Source organism: Candidatus Limnocylindrales bacterium, assembly GCA_035559535.1.
Taxonomy (GTDB): Bacteria; Moduliflexota; Moduliflexia; order Moduliflexales; family JAUQPW01; genus JAUQPW01.
Genome location: DATMBG010000025.1, coordinates 84612 through 102873, shown reverse-complemented (window position 1 = coordinate 102873; position 18262 = coordinate 84612). Strand labels below are relative to the sequence as shown.

The 18262-nt window shown below is 46.4% G+C and carries 12 protein-coding genes; 7 read left to right on the top strand and 5 right to left on the bottom strand.

Features of this window, described 5'->3' with window-relative positions; genetic code table 11:
* Nucleotides 1–256: 256 nt before the first annotated feature.
* From VNM22_08720 to VNM22_08705, 4 genes are all read right to left on the bottom strand, one after another.
* Nucleotides 257–1999, bottom strand: a complete 1743-nt coding sequence (locus VNM22_08720; GenBank protein ID HWP47228.1) for a thiamine pyrophosphate-requiring protein — start codon at nt 1997–1999, stop codon at nt 257–259.
* A gap of 262 nt (nt 2000–2261) precedes the next feature.
* Nucleotides 2262–3329 carry a nitrilase-related carbon-nitrogen hydrolase gene (locus tag VNM22_08715; protein ID HWP47227.1) on the bottom strand — a complete coding sequence of 356 codons (1068 nt, stop codon included), beginning with the start codon at nt 3327–3329 and terminating at the stop codon, nt 2262–2264.
* Nucleotides 3330–3524: 195 nt separating this feature from the next.
* A complete protein-coding gene (locus tag VNM22_08710) occupies nt 3525–4370 on the bottom strand; it encodes a class I SAM-dependent methyltransferase (protein ID HWP47226.1) in 846 nt (281 codons plus the stop codon).
* Between the two features lie 12 nt (nt 4371–4382).
* A complete protein-coding gene (locus VNM22_08705; GenBank protein ID HWP47225.1) occupies nt 4383–5996 on the bottom strand; it encodes an ABC transporter substrate-binding protein in 1614 nt (537 codons plus the stop codon).
* Nucleotides 5997–6173: 177 nt separating this feature from the next.
* Here VNM22_08705 and speB point away from each other — a divergent pair, with 177 nt between their 5' ends.
* The gene (gene speB / locus VNM22_08700; GenBank protein ID HWP47224.1) at nt 6174–7043 is read left to right on the top strand and encodes an agmatinase; all 870 of its coding nucleotides are present in this window, start codon (nt 6174–6176) and stop codon (nt 7041–7043) included.
* A 96-nt stretch (nt 7044–7139) separates the two neighbouring features.
* Complete coding sequence (locus VNM22_08695) at nt 7140–8213, top strand: spermidine/putrescine ABC transporter substrate-binding protein (GenBank protein HWP47223.1); 1074 nt, start codon at nt 7140–7142, stop codon at nt 8211–8213.
* 122 nt (nt 8214–8335) lie between these two features.
* Here VNM22_08695 and VNM22_08690 read toward each other — a convergent pair whose 3' ends face one another.
* Nucleotides 8336–9847: a hypothetical protein gene (locus VNM22_08690; GenBank protein ID HWP47222.1), complete on the bottom strand. Its 1512-nt coding sequence runs from the start codon at nt 9845–9847 to the stop codon at nt 8336–8338.
* A 694-nt stretch (nt 9848–10541) separates the two neighbouring features.
* Between VNM22_08690 and VNM22_08685 the strand changes: the two genes are divergently transcribed.
* From VNM22_08685 to VNM22_08665, 5 genes are all read left to right on the top strand, one after another.
* Entirely contained in the window at nt 10542–11324 is a 783-nt protein-coding gene (locus VNM22_08685; GenBank protein ID HWP47221.1) for a chemotaxis protein CheW, read from the top strand.
* Nucleotides 11325–11492: 168 nt separating this feature from the next.
* Entirely contained in the window at nt 11493–13130 is a 1638-nt protein-coding gene (locus tag VNM22_08680) for a methyl-accepting chemotaxis protein (protein ID HWP47220.1), read from the top strand.
* 291 nt (nt 13131–13421) lie between these two features.
* Nucleotides 13422–13880 (top strand): chemotaxis protein CheW, encoded by a 459-nt coding sequence (locus VNM22_08675; GenBank protein HWP47219.1) that lies wholly within the window; start codon nt 13422–13424, stop codon nt 13878–13880.
* A 99-nt stretch (nt 13881–13979) separates the two neighbouring features.
* Nucleotides 13980–15584: a CheR family methyltransferase gene (locus VNM22_08670; GenBank protein HWP47218.1), complete on the top strand. Its 1605-nt coding sequence runs from the start codon at nt 13980–13982 to the stop codon at nt 15582–15584.
* An 83-nt stretch (nt 15585–15667) separates the two neighbouring features.
* Nucleotides 15668–18247, top strand: coding sequence for a hybrid sensor histidine kinase/response regulator (locus tag VNM22_08665; GenBank protein HWP47217.1), 2580 nt, complete (start codon nt 15668–15670; stop codon nt 18245–18247).
* Nucleotides 18248–18262 lie beyond the last annotated feature (15 nt).

Sequence of the window (18262 nt, the reverse complement as noted above, 5' to 3'; positions counted from 1 at the left end):
CCTCCCGCCCCTACACAGGAGAGGGGGACAGGGGGTGAGGGGAGAGGGGGAAAGGAGGGGGTTCAAGCCGAAAATAAGGCTTTTCCCCTTAAATCAAACGAGGATGTTTAACCTGCTTAGCCTGATATCTAGGATTCCTTCCCACGACGGAAAGGGGGAACTTGGAGATTGCCCGGATCCCCAGGCCCCCCATCCCTCACAGGGCTGGGTCCAAAAAATCTACTCCTGAGAGGGGATGGGATGACGGCTCTACTTTCTACGAAGGATGTTTACATATCACGTTGAGCACGGCCTGTCGTTTTTCTTCCCGGACAATTTTTAAAGCCCGCTGAAGCGCAGGGAGAACTTCTTCAGGGTTTTCAACCCGCTCTCCATAGCCCTGATGAGCCTGGATTATTTTTTCATAGTCGGGAGAAGGCTCCAGGTTGCTGAGAGGGAAGTTGTTGGTTTTGACGGCCCAGCCTTGAGGATATAGATCTACCGTAGACCATTTGACGGCACCCCAACATTGATTGTTGAAGATAACTACCAGAATGGGAAGATTCTGGGCCTGGGCAACAAAATGGGCAGCGGTGGGGACTCCAAAAATGTAACTTCCATCTCCTACGGTCGCAATGACCGTTTTATCCGGAGCTGCTAACTTAACTCCCAGAGCAGCCCCAAGACCCCATCCCAGACAACCCGAATGGGGAGCCGCAAAATAGGTTCCAGGGTAACGGTACTGGACCTGGGTTGGTAAAAGGTCGTATTCATTCACAATGATGGTATCCTCATCTTTAGCCTGATTGATACAGTAAGAAAGCCATCGTGGATCGATGGGTTTATCCTCCTTTACTTTAAGGGCTTCTTTTTTCCAGCTCTCCCTCTGCCGATCGTGGATTTCTTGGAGCTTTTTATACCGTTTTTGAATCGTAGATTTCATCTTCGTTCGGTATTTAGCCACTTCTTTAGTAAGCGCCGAGAGGGCTACTTGAGGATCCGCCGTCAAAACAAGATCGGATGGATAGCCTCGGATGGGATAACGGGTATAGAGCGGATCTATCCCGAGATGAATAATTTTAGCTTGTTCGTCTGGTTTACTTACCGAAGGATACCAGGGAACATCGGCTTCGATAACCAAAATGACGTCGGCCTCCTTCAAATAAGGGGTTGAACTATCGGTTACCGAAAATCCCAAATGAAGGGGATGATCGGTGGGAAAATTCATATGGGTATGATTCGATTCGATAACAGGTATAGCCAGAGATTCGGCCAGTTCGACCAGTGCACCTACAGCGGCCGGGTTACGGCCTAAAGCGTCCGTGAGAATGAGGGGGTTTTTAGCCTGAGCCAGGATCTGGGCAGCTTCTTTCATGCGTTCTGGATCTGGATAGAGACGGGACAGGGAACCGGTTATCCCTGCATGGCGGCTGGGGGAATGGAAGGTAATTTCCCGGTGCTCTTCTGCAAGAACTTCCCTGGGCAAGGTGAGATAAACAGGCCCTCGGGGTTCTGTCATGGCAACTTCCAGGGCCCGGTCCACAACGGTCTCCAGTTGGATAAAGTTTCTCAATTCATAATCCCACTTAACAAACTCCCGAAGTAACCCAGCTTGATCAAAGGCTTCCTGAGCCCAGTGGATATAAATATTACGGGCTCCTTTACAACCTTCTTCGGTAATGGGAGTCCGTCCGGCTGTAAAAAAAATGGGAACCCGACTCCTTGCAGCATTTATGATAGCCCCCAGAGCATTGGCAGTTCCTACCGTAACGTGGACCATGACGACCTGGGGCTCTCCTGTTACCAGATAATAACCATGGGCCATACTTACGGCAACAAATTCATGGGGAACCAGAACAGGCTTAGGGTGTGATTTTCCTTCGGCTGCAAATTTAGAGAATGCCTCCACCAGAGGGGCAAAATCGGTTCCAGCATTTCCAAAAAAGTATTTAATACCTCGATCCCTGAGCAGTTCTAAATAGGCCTGCCCGGTGTTTTCAACAGGAATTGTTTTTTTCATGGTTTAAAAAAATATTAACCCACGAGGCTGTGAAAAGTGTGGGAGTGCGGGAGGTAAGAAAGTATGGGAGTATGGGGGTATGGAAGTATGGGGGTGTAAGAAATAGAACTCCCACACACTCCCACACTCCCATACCTTCATACTCCCACACTCCCCCACCCCCACACTTTCCCACTTCCCCACTCCCCACCCCCACACTTTTCACAGCTTCGTGGATTAATGCCAAAGTAGTAGGTTAAACGTCTCGTTTGACATCAAAGGGTTATCTTTCCGGTTTTACCCAAATTCCTCGATCATGCATCAGTTGAATCTGGCGCTGAATGACCTTCTCACGATACTCAGCGTGCTTCATGGGAGCACGGTCTAGATATAAATTCTTTGGATAGATGGGTTGTTCGTAGATTATCTGGTAGAGTTCGGTACGTAGATCTTTCAGCCAATTATCCCATTGGGCACGGGCCCGATGATCTCGTAAGGCTTCAATATCAATTACTCCGGCTACATAGGTCGAACCGGCTCCATATTCCTGTCGACCTACAACCTGACCTTTATAGTTAATAATAAAGGAACGTCCACCAAAGGTATCAATAGGAGTCGTATCTTCAGGAAAAAGATAATAGGTTCCCATATTGGGAGCTATAATATACAGGTTATTATCCAGGGCCCGGGCGCGACTCTGAATTTCAAAAATTTCATTGCCTGTTGCCGGGTGGGGATAAGAAGCACGATATACGACTTCGGCGCCGTTCATCGCCAGGGCCCGGGCGTTTTCAGGATAGGACCCTTCATTGGCCATCATAATTCCTAAGCGACCGATCTCGGTATCTACAACAGGCCAAAAAGCATTGAGATTACGGCCATACTTCTCAATCCACCAGTCATAAATATCGTGGGGACAGACCGAGTGTTCAACGGGAAAAAGTGGAGAAACTTTATAGTGCTTTAAGATGACCTCTCCTCGGGGGTTGAGGATAAAACCAACGTTAAAGAAACGGTCTTTAATATCAGGATGGCGTGCTTTCGCCTGGGCCATGATGAAGATATCGTACTCACGGGCTATCTTGCCTAATTCTTCGGTTTCCTCACCCGGAATATCGATGGCACATTCCCTCGCAAACTGGACATGGTCCAGGTCGAGTACCTCATCGTTGAAAGCCTGAAGGGCCCCCTCTGGAAAGGCGATCAACCTGACCGGAAGATCCAGACTCGACAGCCAAGAAGCCGCCTTTACCAGGTGGGATAAATGTTCAAGATTAATCTTGATATCCGCACGCCTGCGAATGCCGCGTACAGTAGGGATGAGTCCAACTGCAGTGTAAGGTTTTATCATATCCATCCTCCTTGAAGGACCGTGAAAGTATGAAGGCATGGGAGTGTGGAAGTGTGGGGGTGTGGGGGTATGGAAGTATGGAAGTAGGGAGGTATGGAAGTATATTCTTTCCCACTCCCCCACCCTCCCATACCCCAAATTCCCCTGACTCTACACCCTTCAACGATTCCCTTATCACCTGAAAACAAGGTCGTGTCAAAGACTTTTTTCCGTTTTTTTTAAGATCACGTAATTTTCGGGTAATACCTTTTCGCGGTCTTGCAAGATAGGGGGCTGGGTATAGATTATCTCCTGTTCAATAACCGTGGTTATCTCCTCAACCTGATAAGCTAAAAGAGAGTTAATAAAGTCCTCATCAAACAGATTATACTGAGTTTCCTTATAACCGAACTTCTCGGCCACATATTTTTGTAACCGGATAAACACCGGATAGGTTTGAATATCCGGTTTCCAAAAGTCAAAGCCAACCAGGGAGTCTGTGCATTGAACGACGGAGAAAGCCTCAAGAAGTTCCCTAAGTACGGGCTTAGCCAGAAAATAGGTTATTCCTTCGAGTAAAATAAACGAGGGATGGTTATCTATCCATTGAGCGAGTTGCGATTTAAAGCGCTCCCTCTGCACGGGATGGTTGAGATCCGCAGCAAAGTATTCTACCTGATGGGGGGGCAATAAACCTTCCCGTTGCCAGTCTGTAATCTTATTACGCTTGTAGTGGATAATGTGTTCATAATCAATTTCGATACATCGGCAGGGTTGTCGAATAAGGAACGGATAAGAGGTAAATCCTGCTCCAACGTTGATGAAAACCGGGGACTCAAAGGAGGTTATAAAGGCGTTTAAATGATCCAGAAAATATCGGGTTCGGACGGATACCACCTGGTCATCCTGGGCATATACGTTGCTTGCAAAGTCATCCCATAGTTCCCTCGTCGCATCGGATACCCAGAGTCTGGCATATCTATCCTGACTAATCTCAACCTTCCGGGCCCTTGAAGCGTTTACAAGGAAGGCAGTTTCTGAGATTTTATTTATAGGATTCATAGGGTTCTAGGGTTAATCTTTCCAAACCTTGTGATAAAGCCAGTCTCCTACCGGATGGATTTTATAGTTATGGACGGTTTTTTTGGTGATGGTAACGACCACCGAATGTGCAAGTGGAACCCAGGGGGCATCTTCGTGGATAATGACCTGGGCCTGTTGATAGAGTTTTTCTCGCTCTTTCTGGTCGAAGGTTTCTTTAGCTTTGATGAGCAGCTCGTGGACCTGATCGTTTTTGTAGAAGGCAATATTTTGAGCCGGGATTTTTGCACTATCTTTGTCCAGTAAGATATATAGAAAATTATCCGGATCCCCATTATCCCCAAACCAACCGAACAAAGCCATATCATGTTCGCCCTGCTCTAACTTTTCCAGGTAAGTTCCCCATTCGTAGCTGATAATCCTGGTCCGAATCCCTACCTTCTGGAGGTCTGCCTGAATCGCCTCGGCAACTTTTTGACCATTAGGATTGTAAGGTCGGGGTACCGGCAGGGCCCATAAGGTCGTTTCAAATCCGTCGGGATAGCCTGCTTCTTTTAATAACTCTTTGGCTTTGTTGGGGTCGTATGCATAATCCTGGATTTGATCGTTGTATCCCCACAAAATAGGTGGAAGTGGATTTTTAGCTACCGTTCCCAGCCCTTCATAGATGGTATCTACAATTGCCTTTTTATTAATGGCATGATTGATGGCCCGACGGACCTTAACCTTATCAAAGGGTTTCTTTTCGGTATGCATGGCCAGGTATCCAATGTTCATGCCCGGTTGTCGAAGTACCTTGAAATCAGGATCTGCTTCGATGAGCTGGATATCCTCTGGATTGGGGAACACCATGACATCAATGGTTCCAGATTTCAGTTCAAATAATCGGGTCGTATTATCGGGTATGGCACGAAAAATGACCTTGTCTAAATAAGGGCGCCCATCCCAATAATCCGGATTGGCTTCCAACACGATCCGGTCATCCTTAATCCATTCTACAAATTTAAAAGGGCCGGTACCGACCGGATGCCGAGTAAAGTCAACGGTAAGTTTCTTTAAGGCCGTAGGACTCACAATCGACGCAAAGTGCATCCCCAGATTAGCCAGGAAAGGGGCTTCCCGGCGTTTGAGGGTAAATCTAACGGTGAACTCATCTACAGCTTCAACGGACTTGACAATATCTCCCATAGACATTCCAAGCCAGTACTTATAGGGCCCGGTTTCTTTAAGCTCAGGATATTTATCCGGGTTAAGCTGTCGATCAAAGGAAAACACCACAGCCTCGGCATTAAAGGGGGTGCCATCATGGAATTTAACCCCCTGGCGCAATTTGAAAGTATACACCAATCCATCCGGGGAAATCTCCCAGGAAGTGGCCAATGCAGGTTCTATTTCGGTGCTCTCCTCTTTATACCGTACCAGGGTATCAAAAATATTTCGAGCTACATTCAGAGATTCTCCATCTGTTTCATGGGATGGGTCCAGCCCCACAGAGTCCCCACCGCGACCATGAATAATTGTTCCACCGTATTTAGGCTCTGCAGCCTGGATAGACGAAGATAACCAGATTATTCCAAGAAAGAGGAAGTTTAAAATGAGCCTTCCAGAAGTAGGAATGAATAGTAATTTATAGGAAATTGAGCGCATAGGGTTGCCTCCTTAAAAATAAAAAAATAGATGTTGACAGGTCGAAGGAAGTAACTGATACATACAGTATCACAATACTTTTTCGTTACAATATAGTTTCATCTGGGGTCAGAAACCAGAAATCAGAAGCTATTCCGAATCCTGGTTTCTCATCCCGGATTTTTAATTTTCTCTTTTATGCCGTTAGATTTTCTCGGACTTCCTCCGGAGTATTCCCGGTTCGATACTTCCAAGGTGATTATATTACCAATCCCCTATGAAAAGACAACCACGTATATCAAAGGAACCGATAAAGGCCCAGAAGCAATTTTAAAAGCCTCCTATCAGGTGGAACTTTATGATGAAGAATTACAGGTCGAACCCTTTCAGATGGGTATTCATACTTCAGAACCCCTTTGCGCCGATCAACCCGAGCCGGAAGAAATGGTGGAAAGAGTCCGAAAAGAAGTAGCCAGACTGGTTCGGCAAGGAAAATATGTGGTGGGATTGGGAGGCGAGCACTCCATCAGTATCGGGATAGCTCGGGCTTTTGCCGATGTATTCGGTACTTTTACTACGGTTCAAATCGATGCCCACACGGATTTAAGGGAAGAATATGAAGGCTCTAAGTATAATCATGCCTGTATTATGAAGCGAATCCTGGAAGTTTCCCCCGGTGTACATATAGGTATCCGAAGCATGTGCCTGGAAGAAGCTGAGCTGGTAAAAGAGAAAAATATCCCGGTGATTTCTGCCAGGGAAATTTACTCAAACCCCCACTGGATAGACAAAGCACTCAGCCATATTAAAACAGATCGGGTATTCCTTACTATCGATGCCGATGGTTTCGATCCCTCTGTCATACCCGGCGTAGGAACTCCGGAGCCCGGGGGTTTACTCTGGTATCCGGCCCTGGCTTTTTTACGAAAGTTATTTGAAGCCAAAGAGGTGATAGGGTTTGATGTCACGGAGTTATGTCCTATAGAAAACCAGATCCTTTCAGATTTTACCTGTGCTAAGTTGGTATATAAATTGATCGGCTATAAATATTTAACAAGTAATAAATAATCCAAAATTCAGGAATTGAAATCCAGGAACTCAGAATAATTCTGACTCCTGGGTTTTGATTCCGGATTTCCTATGAAAGTTTCCCGAAGGGATTTTTTGAGAGAAAGCTTAGCCGTGACCGCATCATGGGTTCTAGCCGGTAAAGGGGCAACTGAATTCGTTCCTGAGGTTTCAGCGGCCGAAAAGGTCGATAAAAGTAAGTTATCGAAGGAATTAAACGTTTATAACTGGTTTGATTATATTGGAGAAACCACCCTTGCCGACTTTGAAAAAGAGTTTGGGGTTAAGGTCAATTACGATACCTATGATAGTAATGATGCTCTTCTGGCGAAACTACAGGCCGGGGCTACGGGTTATGATGTAATTGTCCCCTCGGATTATATGGTTCGGATCATGATAAAAGAAGGAATGCTGGCTCCTTTAGACATGGGGAATATCCCTAATTTTAAAAATATTGATCCCCGGTTTCACAAACCTCCTTATGACCTCGAGAATAAGTACAGCGTTCCTTATCAATGGGGGACTACAGGGTTTGCCTATAACAAAAAATATATTAAAGAAAAGTTAGATAGCTGGAGTGCCCTTTTTGATGAAAGATATAAAGGTAAAATTACCATGCTGAACGAAGCCCGGGATGTAATCGGATCGGTTCTTAAGTATCTGGGCTACTCGGTGAATTCCAGGAAGGAAGAGGAGCTGGCTAAGGCTAAAGAACTTTTAATCAAACAGAAGCCTTTGATCAAGGCCTATACTTCAGATCAGGCTAAGCCGATGCTTATTTCGGAAGAGTCCTGGATCTCCCACATTTACAGTGGAGATGCCTTTGCGGCGGCTTCTGAGAATGAAGCCATTCAATATGTAATTCCGAAAGAAGGTTCTACCATCTGGACGGATAATATGTGTATTCCCCAGTCGGCTCCCCATAAATATACGGCCGAGGTTTTTATTAATTATGTTTTACGGCCCGAAGTAGGTGCCGGAATCTCAAATCATACTTTCTTTGCCTCTCCCAACGCGGCTGCTTTGAAGTATATCAAAAAGGAAATCAAAGAAAACCCCTCGGTTTATCCCCCACCTTCCATTCTGGCCAAGTTGGAGTTTATAGAAGATCTGGGAAGCGAGGCTACTCAACTCTGGGATAAAATCTGGACCGAGATCAAAGCCGCTTAAAACTTCACCTGCAGGTTTTGCTCCTTCAATGAGTAGAGGCAATCCAGAGGTTGCCTCTATTCATTGAAGGGTTACAAGATTAAAGGGAGAGTTCAGAGGAAAAGTTTTCTCAGCCTTCCCTTCTACTTCCCGGAACCAGGAAGGGGAACCTGGAAGCCGGTAATGGCGATGATATCATCGGTTGGATAATCATCTACCAGAGGCATGTTGGTATCGTCGCTGTGTTGAATGGAGAGATACGCCGTTTTACCATCCGGAGAGAAGATAAAACCACTTGGTTCTGCAGAGGAATCTTTTACAGACAGAACTCTTACACACCCGTCGGATTTAAGATCTCGATCAAAACCGTCTGGAAGACAGGCAAAGATATCATTTCCTTTTACCAGAGGTTCTATCCCGCTATCTTCTAGGACATAGAGATTATTCGTCCCAGGTTGGAACGCCAGGTTATCAAAATAATTAAATTCAAGGTCACCTTCAATAAAGCGTTCTGCAACCACCGGAGAGAATGGGCTGTTCGCATCAAAATCAACGGCACAGACTACTTCGGCAAAGTTATAGGCCTCTGAAGCGCCTGTATCGGTCCAACAGAAGCGTATGGCATTGGGATTATTGGGATCGATATAAGTTCGATCCTGATCCATATCCTCCGGCCGATAGTAGCCCGTAGCTCCTTTCAAATTAGCATCTGAACGGGCTGTTGCTGCATTTACCGGTACCCAACCCGCCAGACCTACCTCACAACCCTGCCCATACTGGGGTTTGTCATTCCTACACGTTACCTGCAGAGCATAAACATTTCCTGCAACCCAGGGAGATTGACTTAAATCGGTGATCGGGGTATTGTCGGTACGAAGAGTTTGTGGGATAAACTTAAAAATGGCTCCACCATCTGCATCCGGTTTAGCAGTACCCGGACGTAATTCATCCCCTCCAATGACCACACCGCCAGGGGTTATAACGATGCCTTCCCAGGCTATCGTAGGTAACGCCGTGCGTTTGACGACGAATTGAGAGATTGCACCGCCTGGATCCCGAATTTCACCCGTTGCCCGATTAATAACCACATGGTTCCTAACACTTAAGGGAAAGAGGATTTCATAAGCTCCGCCGTCAGAGGTTTCTTCGGTAGCCAGGATAGAACCCCAGGGGGTTTCACGAATACCATCACAACGATCCATACCCCGTAAAATAGTTTGTACCGAACCATCAATCAAACTGATGAGCTGGACAGAAGGATTATACTTGGGACTTCCGTCGGGGTTGGTCCCGATGACTTTACGGGTCCCTTCCACACAGGTCACCATGTAAACAGGATTGTCCCTGGGAATTAAGACGATTTGATCCGTGAGATCGGCGGCCTGACGCGTTATGTATCGTGCCTGAAGACCTGGTGCCAGTAAGATCTGATCTTCAGCAGTTTGAGAGACCGTACGATAAGGTCCTGAGGTCGGTGGGGCGGATTGATCCAGAGTTCCCTGGATACCAAACAAGATCATGGAAAATTGCTTCAAGGCCCTTTCTACCTGAACCCCAAAATCGGGGTTGGCCGCGTGGGTGGATGAAGTTAGGATGAAGACCACGGGAACAACTCCTCTGAAGGCAATTTTAATAAAGGTTCGTTTAAGATGCATAGAATGCTCTCTCCTTTCCTGATAAATACCAGGATCTTGCCTGACATTTTCTTCTGCAATTTATAAGCTTAATCAATGGTTCTAATTTTCCTAACCATATAAAGGAAAATGCCCGATTATTAAGGGAATATTGCAGAGTAATGAAGTGATGGTTAAATGTGATTTTTCTGTTTCTGACTCCTTTGAAAGGGCACAAAGGTTTTAAGTTGAGGATAAACCTTTCAAGAAACCCGGTTTAAAAAACCGGTAGGAGCGCAATGTGCCTTGCGCCCGTACTTCTAGACTTTCTTTTCAAGTTGAAAAATTAAAAAAGAAATTTAAGTCTTGACAGGGATAAATAAGAATGTGAAAATTTCCCATTATTTTTTTACAGGATAGAGGCGACTAAGCCAACGATAAATTATGGGCTGAAGGGGTTTTTTTAAACCTTACAGGCGTCAAATTAAGACGATAAGAATATAACTCTGCCAAATCCAGAGAAAAAGCACCTCGAATTTCCTCTAGAATTTAGGATAGTAGAACGTTTTTTCCATAAATTTTGAGTAGGGGCGCAATGCCTTGCGCCCGTACCAGGGGCGCAAGGTAAGGCAAGCGTACTAGTTTTTAAAGGTCTCTCTACTTGAGATTTCCTATCAGGAAGTACGGATTACAGGGGTATCCTCCCTGATATCCGGGCTTCAAAAGATGTCGTTTCATGCAGTGTCCTCAATGCCATCATGAGAATCCTGAAGGGGCGAAGTTCTGTAAGGTCTGCAAAACCAGACTGGAAATTTCTTGCCCTGGGTGTGGGCATGTAAATCCACCAGGAAGCTATTTCTGTAACCAATGCGGTTTTAATCTGGCCCGGCTCCAGAATCCAACTCCCAACTCTGCTCAGTTCCATCAGCAATCCGGCAAGGAGGTCTACAGCCGTTTAAAGGCGGCTCGAGCGATCCTTGAAGGCGGATTCGTTCCAACCCCTGAGGAGAAGAAAAAAATCCTTAGAGCCAGAGCCAGGGTACTTGCACAGGAACCCAAAGAGAAGGAAGCAGATGGGGAACGTATAGAAGTTGTGAAGTTTCTCCTGGCCCATGAAAATTACGGAATTGAGTCGGTGTATGTTCGTGAAGTCCATCCCCTGAAAGAACTTACGCCATTACCCTGTACTCCACCCTTTGTTCTTGGCATCATCAATGTGCGGGGACAAATTCTTTCGGTCATCGACCTCAAGAAATTTTTTGATCTACCGGCACAGGAACCAACCCATCTCAACAAGGTCATCATCCTCCACAACCATAGGATAGAGTTCGGTATCCTCGCAGAGGCTGTTGTTGGAGTACAGTGGATTCCACTTCAGGATATCCAGCCGTCCTTTTCTACCCTTACGGGTGTTCGAGAAGAGTATCTCAAGGGTGTGACCAGGGAACGACTGGTGATTTTAGATGCAGAGAGAATTTTGTCAGACAAAAGCCTTATCGTACATGAGGAAGTTGAGTAGGGGAGGAAACCGGCAGGTAGAGGCAAGGAGGTAGAATCTGTACAAATGGAGGCAGGCTGAAGCAGTTAGTCAAACAGTACTGAGGATAACTGCTGGGGAATGCAGAACGTGGATTGCGGAGTGACCAGTCTACATTCTGCAATCTAAAATTGGAGAGAGGAATAAGTTATGAACTGGTTTCTCAATCTCTCAACACGAACTAAACTCCTCCTGGGCTTTGGCTTGATTGTAGTTTTATTGATAATCGCAGTAGCCACGGCTTATACGGGTATTATAGCGATTCAGGGGTCCCAGAAAAGCTTGTATCAAAAGGATTTTGCCAATGCTATAGATCTATTAGCTCTCAAAACGAACCTAAATGCAGAACGGGCAGGTATATTAACCCTGATGTTGGTGAACAACCGATCTGATCAAGAGATGTGGGAGCAGGATATTAAGGACCGTACCCATCAGATTGATGAGATCCTAAAAAGGCTCCTCGAACGTAATCAGAACGATCCTAACATTTTCCGTAAACTTGAAGAGTTGAGTACTACCCTGATGGCTTTAAAGCAGGTCCGGGATACCCAGGTCATTCCCTTGATTTATGGGGGGAAGGTTGAAGAGGCCAAGGGGTTAGTTCTCGGCACACAGTTTGAGCGTCGTCGAAATTTACTAAATATCGCCGAAGAACTGGGAAAGAAAGCAGAGGAAAACGCCCAACTCTCTCTCATAGAGTCAGAGCAGAAGGCAAATCGATCTGTCCGTATTTTTGTAATCACCTGTTTGATGGCCCTTGGGATAAGTATGGGGATGGTGATGTTTCTGAATCGGATCATTTCCAGGCCTCTCAAGGAAATCTCCAATGTAGCCGAGCAGGTCGCTCTGGGGAATCTGGCTGTCAGTGTTCCTTCCGACAATCGAACCGATGAAGTAGGCATCTTGACCCAGACGTTTCGCAAAATGATGGAGAATCTGCAGGAGGTAACCCGTGAGATGCGGGAAGGCGTCAATGTTCTGGCCTCTTCTACCAGTGAAATCTTGACGGCAACTGCTCAGGTTGCCTCCGGTGCTGCAGAAACCGCTACAGCCATAAGTCAAACAACCACAACCGTTGAGGAAGTCAAACAGACAGCCCAATTGACCAGTCAAAAAGCAAATTATGTTTCCAAGAGTGCACAAGAAGCAGCCCAAATAGCCCAAAGCGGCAAGAAATCTATAGAAGAATCCCTTGAGGGGATGAATCGTATCCGAGAACAGGTAGAATCCATCGCGGAGAGTATTATGCGGCTCAGCGAGCAGAGCCAAAGCATCGGGGAGATTATTGCCACCGTCGATGACCTGGCCGAGCAGTCAAATCTTTTAGCGGTTAATGCAGCCATTGAAGCGGCAAAAGCAGGAGAACAGGGGAAAGGGTTCTCTGTGGTAGCTCAGGAAGTGAAAAGCCTGGCCGAGCAATCAAAACAGGCAACGGCACAAGTGCGAGCCATTTTGAATGATATCCAGAAAGCAACAACTGCAGCGGTGATGGCTACCGAGCAGGGAAGCAAAGCGGTGGAGGCGGGTGTAAAGCAATCCAGGGAAGCGGGAGAGTCCATTGCTGCACTGGCGGAGAGTATAATGAAGTCGGCGGAAGCCGCAGTACAGATAGCTGCATCGAGTCAGCAGCAACTGGTAGGGATGGATCAGGTAGCACTGGCTATGGAGAATATTAAACAGGCCAGTACCCAAAATGTTACCAGTACCCGACAGGTGGAAACAACAGCTCAAACCCTGCACCAGTTGGGCCAGAAACTGAAGCAACTGGTTGAACAATATAAGATATAAGGGTTTTGCAATGAGAAGCAACGGAACTAACACTACGCTGTGGCACAAAGTCGCCCTTGGTGGGGAGATCAAAGGAGACTTTCAGGAGTAAGGTTTCTTTGAAGGGAGGCTGTACCCCTTTTGTCCTGAGCCTGTCGAAGGACAATTTCCTCCCCCCCCCTAAAGGGTTGCTCTTCGACAGGTCCAAAGCAAGCAGGAGAGAGGGTTTCCACCCGGTCATCACAAAAAACCTACCTGAGGGAGGTATCCCCTGAGAAGCTTACTTTTCGGCCTGCCAGCAGACAAATAGTTATGAATAAATCACTGGTTGTTTTTATCCTGGATGAACAACGTTATGCCCTTGATCTCTCCATGGTGGAAAGAGTTGTGCGGGTGGTTGAAGTGATTCCTTTACCGAAGACATCTGAGTTTATCCTGGGCGTCATTAATTTGCAAGGACAGATTATTCCTGTGGTAAATGTCCGTAAGTGGCTCTGCTTGCCGGAGCGAGAGGTGAATCTGAGTGATCAGCTTATTATTATACACCCCTCAAGTCAGAGGATAGCCTTGATGGTAGACACCGTGAGGGGTGTGATCGAAAACCCGGAGCAGGAAGTAATTACGACAGAGGAAATTCTTCCCGGCATGGAATATGTGAAGGGGATGGTAAAACTCGAAGATGGGATGGCAATCATTTTGCATAATCTTGATAAGCTACTCTCCCTTTACTTCCCTCCCCCTCCTGAAATTTTAGGAAGGGAGGGGAAGTGAGAGAAAGAGGAAAATCTCGTGAGATAGAAGTAAGGACGACCGGCCGATCGTCCCTACTATCCGTTCTGACTTCTATCTTCCTGCTTTGTAAAGGTAATTATGAACCGGATCCTTTCAGATGATCTTCTTTCTCAGTTTAGTGAGTTCATTTCGAGTCAGCTAGGTCTATACTTTCCTAAGGAACGTTGGAATGACCTCGAGCGTGGAATAAGTTCCGCTTCACGAGAGTTTGGTTTTGAGGATGTCGGATTGTGCATTCAGTGGTTAATGTCTTCCCCACCAACCAGGGACCAGATCGAGATATTGGCCGTTCATCTTACGATTGGAGAAACTTATTTCTTTCGGGAGAAAAAAAGTTTTGAGATCCTCGAAGAGTATATTCTTCCAGAATTGATCCGTTCCCGTCGTGGGATTAATCAGAGTTTGAGAATCTGGAGCGCAGGGTGTTGCACGGGTGAGGAACCTTACTCTATCGCTATTTTACTGAGCAAAGTGCTCCCGGATTGGCAGGATTGGCATATCACGATTCTGGCTACAGATATCAATCCCCGTTTTCTTAAGAAGGCCTCGGAAGGTATTTACAGCGAATGGTCCTTTCGGGATACTCCTCTATGGATTAAAGAGAAATATTTCAGGCAGAAAAAGAAAAATCAGTTTGAGATCCTCCCGGATATTAAGAAGAGAGTGACCTTCTTTTATCTGAATCTGGCGGAAGGAGGTTATCCCTCACCCTTAAATAACATTCATACGCTGGATATTATCTTTTGCCGCAATGTGCTTATCTATTTTGCTCCGGAAGAAGCCAAAAAGGTCATCCGAAATCTCTACCTTTCCCTTGAGGAGGGGGGATGGCTTGTGACCGGTTCCGGTGAAGTTTCCCGCACCCTCTTTTCTCAATTCACCTCGGTTCATTTTCCCAATGCCATTCTTTACAGGAAAATGAGCGGGAGACTCCTTTATAGTGACGAGTTTAGCTGTCTTACAGGGATAACCGAAATTATTCCTGCGGATGGTGCTCAGGTGAAAGCATGGTTTAACTTTATAGACGGAACGACCTCTGCGGCCCTTGGGGATCAAAGTGCTGGAAAGAACCGTTTGCCTCACCAAGGAACAAAGGAAACCAGGACTACTCCAGACGAGGAACCCGGCTTCCCTGAAAGAATTCCCATGAAACAACCGGCTAAGATCCCTCCGACGGGCGATTTGTATGGGGAAGCTTTGATCCTTTATGAGCAGGGTTGTTACGCAGAAGCAGCCGAGAAGGTTTTGAGTTTGTTCTCGCAAGGGCAAAAAGAATTGAACCTTCAAGAGAAAGCGGCGGCTCTCTTGGCGAAAGTTTACGCCAACCAGGGTAAGCTTCAGGAAGCACTTTCCTGGTGTAAAAAAGCCATTGCCATTAACAAGTTGAATCCGGGTTATCATTACCTCCTTGGACTTATTCTCCAGGAGCAGGGTCAAATGGAAGAGGCTATGGTAGCTCTAAAGCGGGCCCTCTATCTCGATCAGAATTTTGTGCTTGCTCACTTTGTGCTGGGAAATCTCACCCAGCAACAAGGAAGGTTTAAAGAATCGGCCAGATATTTTGAGAATACCCTCAGGCTCTTACAGGGTTATCAGGAAGGGGATGTTTTACCGGAATCCGAGGGTATGACCGCCGGTAAACTCTCAGAACTCATAATCTCCCTGACAGAAAGGAGAAAGTGAATAATCTGCCTGCAGGCAGACAGGGAGAAAAACTGAGATTGTTCCTGGTTCCCCTCCATCGTCTTCAAATTGAAGGAGGCGTTATGAACAAAACAGATGAGGAGTTTCTCAAAAAACTACTCTCGACCTTCAAGGTCGAGGCCCAGGAGCACCTTCTGAAGATCTCTTCCGGGTTGTTTGAACTGGAAAAAGTTCCCGTTGGTGAAAAACAGATGGAGCTCCTCGAAACCATCTTTCGGGAAGCCCACAGTTTGAAAGGTGCTGCCCGCTCCGTAAACCTGACGGAGGTTGAAAGGATCTGCCAGGCAATGGAGCACGTTTTTGCCGGATTAAAACGCAAGGAAATAACCTTGTCGCCCACCTTGTTCGACGTACTCCATGGGGTCGTAGATAGCCTCGATAAATGCCTTTCCTCTACCGAGATCGAACGAACCGCCGAGGAAAAATCGAAGATTTCAATCCTGCTTCAGCAACTTAAGGGTATTTCTTCCAATGTATTCCCGCCTCCTCCGCATGAGGGACTGAAGGAAATAGAAAGTAAGAATCCCTTAGAAGGGGTACAGGCTATTCCTTCTACCGGTGAAAGTCAAAGTGGGGGAGAACAAAGTCCGCTTCACTTACCGGGAAGTCAGAAACCCTTTGTTCCTGAGAAGCCTTCAGGGACAGACACAGTCCGAATCTCTTCGATAAAATTAAACTCGCTGCTCCTTCAAGTGGAAGAGATGCTCTCTGTAAAGCTCATGACAAACCAGCGTGCTGCGGATCTCAAAGAGATTAAAGCTATCCTGAACCTGTGGAAGCAAAAATGGACAAAAGTTCAACCCGAGGTCCGAAGGGTTCGGCAGTTACTTAAAAGAGAAAATAAATTGCGTCAGGGAAGAGTTGGGTATACTGACCCTATTCCCGGTCCTAGACTCCTGGAGTTTTTGGATTGGAGCCATGCGACTATTGGATCGCTGGAGAACAGGCTTGCGATGTTAACCAGGTCGGCTGAGTATGACAGCCGTTTTCTGGGAGGGATGGTGGATAATCTCCTGGAAGATATGAAGAAGGTGCTCATGTTACCTTTCTCATCGCTTTTAGAAATCTTTCCGAAGCTCATCCGGGAACTCTCCCGGGATCTCGGCAAAGATGTGGAATTGGTAATTCAAGGAGGGGAGATTGAAATCGACAAGCGGATTTTAGAAGAGATGAAAGATCCCTTCATTCATCTGATAAGGAATTGTATCGATCATGGAATTGAAGATCCCAAGGAACGAATAAGAAAAAAGAAGCCGCCTCGAGGGACAATCACTCTCTCCATCTCTCAGAAAAACAGCAACAGCGTTGAAGTTCTCATTTCCGATGACGGAACCGGAATCGACCTGACGAAAGTGAAAGCTAGCGCCCTCAAGCTTGGCCTAGTTTCCCAAGAAGAAGTAGACCGACTTGGCGAGCAAGAGATCCTCTCGTTCATTTTCCAATCAGGCGTTTCGACCAGCCCCCTTATTACCGATATTTCAGGTCGAGGGCTCGGTCTGGCTATCGTACGAGAGAAGGTCGAAAAACTTGGAGGCCTCATATCCGTGGAAACTTACCCCCAGGTCGGGTCTACCTTTCGGATACTTCTTCCGCTGACGCTCGCCACGTTCAGAGGGGTTCTCGTTCAGGTGGATGAACATCTTTTTGTGATTCCCAGTGTGAATGTGGAAAGAGTGGTCAGGATTAAAAAGGATGAAATTAAAACCGTTGAAAATAAAGATACCATTACCCTGGACGGGCAAGTAGTTCCCATTGTTCGGCTCGCAGATGTCTTAGAACTTCCTGAGAGAGAAAAAAAAGTACTGGCGCACGGCCGTGTGCCCCTACGTCCGGTACAAAGGGAAGGTGCTAACGCCGTTGATTTAACCGTAGGGGCGCAATGCCTTACGCCCGTACTTAAAGGAATGCCTAAAATCTCCTCTGCCTCCCTTCTGAAGCTTCAGGAAAAGGGGATGGAGAGTGAGGGGATGGAGGTAAGAGGACTCTTCCCCCCATCACTCCCGTTGGGAGAAGCCCCTAAATTTATCTCTGTATTGGTTCTTGGTACTAAAGAAAAGCGTATCGCTTTCAGCGTGGATAAAGTGCTCAATGAGCAGGAAGTGCTGGTTAAAAGCTTGGGTAACCAGCTCTCCCGGGTACGTAATATTGCTGGAGCTACCATTTTGGGAACGGGTAAAGTGGTACCTATTTTGAATGTCTCTGATTTGATGAAATCTGCTATAAAGATAGCCTCCGGCCCCTCTAGAACTACTCCTGTAGACAAGGAAGTTGAAGCCAAAAGAAAGTCTATTTTGGTTGTAGAAGACTCGATCACGACGAGAACTCTATTGAAAAATATTTTGGAATCGGCTGGATATCACGTCAAAACCGTTGTAGACGGTGTTGATGCGCTTACAGCCTTAAATAATGAAGACTTTGATCTGGTTGTATCGGATGTGGATATGCCCAGGCTGAATGGGTTTGAACTCACAGCCAAGATCCGTACCGACAAGAGACTTTCAGAATTACCCGTTGTGTTGGTTACCTCACTGGCTTCGAAGGAGGATCAGGAGCGAGGAATAGATGTTGGCGCCAATGCTTACATTATAAAAAGCGGTTTTGAACAGAGTAACCTGTTGGAGGTAATCCAAAGGCTGATATAAACCAAGGAGAGAAAT